Origin of the sequence: Kitasatospora sp. NPDC091257, from assembly GCF_044757675.1 — a bacterium.
Lineage (GTDB): Bacteria > Actinomycetota > Actinomycetes > Streptomycetales > Streptomycetaceae > Kitasatospora > Kitasatospora lactacystinica.
Genome location: NZ_JBIVVI010000736.1, coordinates 1 through 4,640, shown reverse-complemented (window position 1 = coordinate 4,640; position 4,640 = coordinate 1). Strand labels below are relative to the sequence as shown.

The 4,640-nt window shown below is 74.7% G+C and carries 3 protein-coding genes; all 3 read right to left on the bottom strand.

Annotated elements, in window-relative coordinates; all coding sequences use genetic code 11:
- Window positions 1-60 precede the first annotated feature (60 nt).
- The 3 genes from ACIQOV_RS28485 to ACIQOV_RS28475 all read right to left on the bottom strand — a co-directional run bounded on the left by ACIQOV_RS28485 (window position 61) and on the right by ACIQOV_RS28475 (window position 4,540).
- A complete protein-coding gene (locus ACIQOV_RS28485; protein WP_401053311.1) occupies window positions 61-1,833 on the bottom strand; it encodes an acyltransferase family protein in 1,773 nt (590 codons plus the stop codon).
- Window positions 1,834-1,963: 130 nt separating this feature from the next.
- The gene (locus tag ACIQOV_RS28480) at window positions 1,964-3,703 is read right to left on the bottom strand and encodes a glycosyltransferase family 2 protein (RefSeq protein ID WP_401053309.1); all 1,740 of its coding nucleotides are present in this window, start codon (window positions 3,701-3,703) and stop codon (window positions 1,964-1,966) included.
- Window positions 3,704-3,970: 267 nt separating this feature from the next.
- Window positions 3,971-4,540 carry a GNAT family N-acetyltransferase gene (locus ACIQOV_RS28475; RefSeq protein WP_401053307.1) on the bottom strand — a complete coding sequence of 190 codons (570 nt, stop codon included), beginning with the start codon at window positions 4,538-4,540 and terminating at the stop codon, window positions 3,971-3,973.
- Window positions 4,541-4,640: the final 100 nt, after the last annotated feature.

Below are 4,640 nucleotides of genomic sequence, written 5' to 3'. Positions count from 1 at the left end.
ATCCGTCCTCCGAAAGCCGTCGCCTGTTCGCCGAAGGCCGTTCGCGACCGGCCGCCGCGCTCAGTCCTCCTCCACCGCCACCGTGGTCAGCCGGGTGAGGGTGTTCTCGCGCCAGCGGTCGCACTCGTCGAAGGTGCGGCCGAGGACGTTGTTGCGCACGGTGAGGGTGGCCAGCGGGCAGCCGGGCTTGACCAGGACCTCCAGGGCCCAGTGCCGCTGCTCGGCCAGGGCGAGGCCGGCGGAGATCCACTGCCCGGCGTGGGAGTCGCCGAGCAGCACGATCCGGTCGGGGCTGTCCTCGGCGCCGAAGAGGCAGCGCGGGCTGCTGTCGGCGTTGAGCGGGATCTCGCAGCCCTTGCCGGGCGGGAAGTCCTCCCGGGCGCGGGCCAGCGACGGCGTCAGGGTGAGCACCCGGGCGCCGGGGGCGAGCAGGCTCGGGCCGTCGGCGGCTCCGGCGGGGGCTGCCACGGGCCCGGCGGCGGGGTCGCCGAGTGCGCGCACGGTGCCGCCGCCGAGGGTGAGCGCGGCGATCAGCGGGATGACCAGGGCGCTGGCGCCGACCGCGAGCCCGCGCCGGGGGGCGGGGCTGCTGCCGTAGCGCAGCGGCTGTTCGACCAGCCGCAGGGTGAGCCAGGCGGGCAGCGCGGCGGCGGCGGTGAGCGCGAGCAGGGTGCTCCAGGGCAGCGGACCGTAGCGGGCCTGGGCGATGGTCAGCACCGGCCAGTGCCAGAGGTACCAGGCGTACGAGAGTCGTCCGGCGGCGCGCAGCGGGCGGGTGGCGAGCAGCCGTCCGGCGTCGGCGGCGCCGAGGGTGCCGTGCCCGGCGAGCAGGACGGCGGCGGTGCCGAGGACGGGCAGCAGCGCGGCGGTGCCGGGGAAGGGGGTGTTGCGGTCGTACAGGAACACCGGCGTGAGCACGGCGGCGAGGCCGAGCCAACCGAGCACCCGCAGCGTCCGCACCACCGGGCGCCGCTCGGCGCGGGCGGCCAGCGCCGGGCCCGCCAGCGCCGCGCAGGCGCCGGCCGCGAACTCCCAGAGCCGGCTGCCGGTGGAGAAGTAGGCGAGCGGCGCGGAGGTGGCCGTCCAGCGCAGGCAGAGCGCGAGCGAGACCCCGCCGACGGCCACCGTGGCGAGGGTGATCGCCAGGGTGCGGCGGCGCCCGTGGAGGTAGCGGGCGAGGCCGAGCAGCAGCACGCCCCAGAGCAGGTAGAACTGGTTCTCCACGCCCAGCGACCAGAAGTGCTGCAGCGGGCTGGGGTCGCGTTCGGCGGCCAGGTAGTCGGTCTGCTCGCCGACGAAGCGCCAGTTGGCGAACTGGCCGGCGGAGGCGATCAGGTCGCGGGCGAGGTCGGTGCCGCGCAGCGGGTCGAGCAGGGCGCCGCCGGCGACGGCGGTGGCGACCAGCACGGTGGCGGCGGCGGGCAGGATGCGCCGGGCGCGGCGGGCGGCGAAGTCCCACAGGCCGAGCGGGCGTCCGACGAGCAGGCCGGTGATCAGGAAGCCGGAGACGACGAAGAAGACGTCGACGCCGACGAAGCCGCCGGTCAGGCCCGGGACGGCGGAGTGGAAGGCGAGGACGGAGAGCACGGCGACGCCGCGCAGCCCCTCGATGTCGGGGCGGAAGGCGCTGCGCCGGCGGGTCTGCCCGCTCTCGGCGACGGCGGCGCCCTGCGGGGCGGCGGGTTCCCGGCCCACCCGGACGACGCCGGGCAGCAGGTCGGTGGGTGTGTCGGTCGCGGCGGGCGCGGCGGGCGGCGACGAGGCCGGGGAGGACGACGGGGCCGAGGCGGATGAGGAGGACGAGGCTGAGGACGATGGTACGGCCGTTGACACGGCGGTGCTCCTTGCAGGGCTGGCAGCGGTTTGTCGGGCCCGCCGGGCCGATGGGGCGGCCGGGCGGTGTCCGCGCCGGTGGGGCGACGCGCAAGGAAACTCGGTGGGACAGAGGCGATGTGACGGTGAGTCAGAAAATCAGCGGGTCGGCCCAGCCGGAGGCCAGCAGCCCGCACAGCAGCAGTACGGCGGTGACGGCGACGGCCTCGGCCCGTCCGAACCCGAGGTCGGAGCGGCCCGGTGCGGGCGCGGCGACCTCGCCGACGGCGGCTCCCTTGCCGCCACCGGTGCCGTTGAGCAGCGGCCGCAGTTCCCGGATCAGCGGGATCATGGTGTACGCGGTGAGTGCGAGCAGCCCGGCGAGCGCCCAGTACGGCCGCCAGCCGTGCAGCAGCGCGGCCCGGACCAGTCCGGCGGCGCCCGCGAGGACGACGAACCCGAGCCAGCCGACCCCGATCCGGGCGACGGCACGGGCGAGCGAGCTGCCGCCGGACACGGCGCCGGTGGGCACCCAGTCGGCGGAGCGGCGGCGCAGCGCGTGCACGATGGCGACCACGTGGCAGAGCCCGCCGAGGAGTTGGACCCGGGTGACCTCGAAGCGCCAGCGGGTGCGGGACATCGCGGGCAGCAGCACCAGGGCGACCCAGATCGGCGGCAGGAACGGCAGCACCTGCCAGGGCTGGATCTCCTCGGGCCGGAAGAACAGCATGATCAGGGCGGGCAGCGGCACGGCGAAGACGTTCACGGCGCTGGTGACGTAGCCGAGGATGCCGTTCCAGAAGCAGAGCCGGGCGGACCGCGGGAGCGGCCCCTTGCGGAAGTCCGGGTCGCGGACCAGGGCCAGGGAGCCGAGGCACCAGCGATACTGCTGGCTGATGAAGGCGGGCAGGCCGGTGGGCGACATGCCCTTGGCGACCAGCGCGGGGACGTAGCGGGTGGCCCATCCGGCGCGGGCGAGGGCGAGGCCGGTGTAGAGGTCCTCGCTGTGGTCGATCTCGGCGAAGCCGCCGATCCGCTTCAGCGCGGCGCGGCGGTAGAGGGCGTTGGTGCCGCAGCAGACGGTGCCGTCCTGCGCGTCCCGGGAGGGCTGGATCCAGCGGTAGAAGATCTCCTGGGTGGCTCCCGCGGCGCGTTCGAGCCAGGACATGTCGGCGTCCGTGTCGAAGCACTGCGGGCTCTGCACGATGCCGACCTCGGGGTTGTCGAGGTAGGGCACCAGGTGGTGCAGGAAGTCGGGGCGGGGGCAGAAGTCGGCGTCCAGGACGGCGACGATCTCGCCGGTGCCCTCGGCCAGGCCGTGGTTGAGGTTGCCGGCCTTCTTGAACCGGCCCCGGTCGGGCCGGGCGTGGTACTGGAAGCCGTAGGACTCGGCGAGTCGGCGCACCTCGGGGCGGCCGGCGTCGTCGAGGACCAGCACGGTCAGCTCGCCGGGCCACCGGACGGCCGCGGTGTGCCGGTAGGCGTTGTCGAGGACGGCCAGTGGTTCACCGGCGGTCGGCAGCAGCAGGTCGACGCTCGGGGCGCGGTCGGGGTTCCAGGCGCGCAGCAGCAGGTCGTGGGAGTCGCGGGTGAAGCGCCGGGCGCGCTGGCCGTCGGTGAGCGAGAGCAGCCAGGTGGCCGCGTTGAGCACGGTGAGCACCAGGAAGGGCCAGAGCAGCGGCTTGCTGAGGGCGAACAGGCCGAGCGTGGCGGTGGCTCCCGCGTAGGACAGGGTGGCGCAGAGCAGCACCCAGCGGCGCTGCGGGCCGAAGTACCAGTAGAGCTCCTCGTCGTCGGGCGGGCTGGGCAGGCGGTGGTCGTCCGGGTCCGCGGGTGTCCGGCGCGGACCGGTGTCGGATGCGGGCATGGCGGTGCCATGGAGTACGGGCATGCGGAAATGGCCCCCCTGGGCAGCGGACGGAGCGTGGCCGTTCGCGCTCAGCTTCTCACATTGGCCTAGACCAATAATGAACGAGGTATGACATCTCCGCATCGCCCCAGCTCAGTGACTTGACCATGCGTCACCTGCGGAGATCCGGTCCAGCGGAACTGAACCGGACCCCGAGGCAGAGCCGTTCCGGGGGTCGTCAACTCCCCGGCCGGTCACGGCTCCAGCACCGCCACAACCGTCAACTTCCGTACACGGACGTCCATTCCATCAGGAATCCGCCTTCAAGTCCTTGACGAGGTGGGCGAACCGGAGGTCCGGCCGGAGCGGGATGCCGAAGCGCTCGTCGCCGTACGGGAACGGGCTGAACTCCCCGGTGCGCCGGTAGCCGCGCCGCTCGTACCAGGCGATCAGGTCGGCGCGCTGCTCGATCACCGTCATCTCCATCGCGCCGACGCCCCACCGCTCGACGGCCAGCCGCTCCGCCTCGGCCAGCACGGCCCGGCCGATCCCGCCGCCCTGGAGACCCGGGCGCACCGAGAACATCCCGAAGTACGCCCGCTCGCCGCGCTGTTCCAGCTGGCAGCAGGCGAGCAGCTCGCCGTCCCGCTCGGCCAGCAGCACCAGGCCCTCGGGGTGGCCCACGGCCTCCGTGACGGCCTCCGGGTTGGTGCGCCGGCCGTCCAGCAGGTCCGCCTCGGTGGTCCACCCGGCCCGACTGGAGTCGCCCCGGTAGGCGGACTCGACCAGGGCGACCAGCGCCGGGACGTCGGCGGGCGTGGCGGGCCGGAACACGGGCTCCCCGTCGGGCCGGGCGGAATCGGTGGCGGTCTCGGTCATGGCTGGTCCTCTCCTCACGTGCGGGGCCGCCCGTGGTGGCCGGCCCGCGGGCATCGTGCCACAGCGCGCCGGGCGCACCCGGAGCCGCCCCGGAGCCCCC

What these genes read in the sequence shown, in the direction of transcription:
- ACIQOV_RS28475 (WP_401053307.1), bottom strand. Translation starts at nt 4,540, where the DNA reads ATGACCGAGACCGCCACCGATTCCGCCCGGCCCGACGGGGAGCCCGTG.
- ACIQOV_RS28480 (WP_401053309.1), bottom strand. Translation starts at nt 3,703, where the DNA reads ATGCCCGTACTCCATGGCACCGCCATGCCCGCATCCGACACCGGTCCG.